At 69.6% G+C, this 1163-nt stretch carries 1 protein-coding gene; it reads right to left on the reverse strand.

The features are described from left to right. Positions 1 to 1163 (reverse strand): acetyl-CoA C-acetyltransferase (locus DIE08_RS35225; protein WP_148096102.1); only part of this gene is annotated, 1163 nt, incomplete at both ends.

The following is a 1163-nucleotide window of genomic DNA, read 5'->3' on the forward strand; positions in this document are numbered from 1 at the left end:
AGCGCGACGCCCATCCCGCCGCCGATGCACAGCGACGCCAGCCCGCGCTTCGCATCGCGCTTGACCATCTCGTGCAGCAGCGTCACCAGAATCCGGCAGCCCGACGCGCCGATCGGGTGACCGATCGCGATCGCCCCGCCGTTCACGTTCACCTTCGACGTGTCCCAGCCCATCTGCTTGTGCACCGCCAGCGCCTGCGCCGCGAATGCCTCGTTGATTTCCATCAGGTCCAGGTCGCCCGGCGTCCAGCCCGCACGCTCCAGGCAGCGGCGCGAGGCCGGCACCGGACCCATGCCCATCACGCTCGGATCCACGCCCGCGTTCGCGTATGCCTTGATCCGCGCAAGCGGCGTCAGGCCCAGCGCCGCCGCCTTCTGCGCCGACATCACCAGCACCGCCGCCGCGCCATCATTCAGCCCCGACGCGTTCGCCGCCGTCACCGAGCCGTCCTTCGAGAACGCCGGCTTCAGCCCCGCCAGCGATTCCGCCGTCACGCCGTGACGCACGAACTCGTCGGTCGCGAACTGCAGCGGCTCGCCCTTGCGCTGCGGAATCGACACCGGCACGATCTCCGCATCGAAGCGCCCGGCCTTCTGCGCGGCTTCCGCCTTGTTCTGCGACAGCGCCGCGAACGCGTCCTGCTCCTCGCGCGTGATCCCGTATTCCTTCGCGACGTTCTCCGCCGTGATGCCCATGTGGTACTGGTTGTACACGTCCCACAGGCCGTCCACGATCATCGTGTCGACCAGCTTCGCGTCGCCCATCCGGAACCCGTCGCGCGAGCCCGGCAGCACGTGCGGCGCCGCGCTCATGTTTTCCTGGCCGCCCGCGATCACGATGTCCGCGTCGCCCGCCACGATCGCGTTCGCCGCCAGCATCACGGCCTTCAGGCCCGAGCCGCACACCTTGTTGATCGTCATGCCCGGCACCGCGGTCGGCAGGCCGGCCTTGATCAGCGATTGGCGCGCCGGGTTCTGCCCCGAGCCCGCCGCCAGCACCTGGCCCATGATCACTTCGCTCACCTGCTCGGGCTTCACGCCCGAACGCTCCAGCACCGCGCGAATCACCGTCGCCCCCAGCTCCGGTGCCGCGATCTTCGCGAGCGAACCGCCGAATTTGCCGACCGCGGTCCGCGCGGCCGATACGATCACTACGTCCGTCAT

It is taken from the genome of Burkholderia sp. Bp9004 (genome assembly GCF_003858025.1).
Lineage (GTDB): Bacteria > Pseudomonadota > Gammaproteobacteria > Burkholderiales > Burkholderiaceae > Burkholderia > Burkholderia diffusa.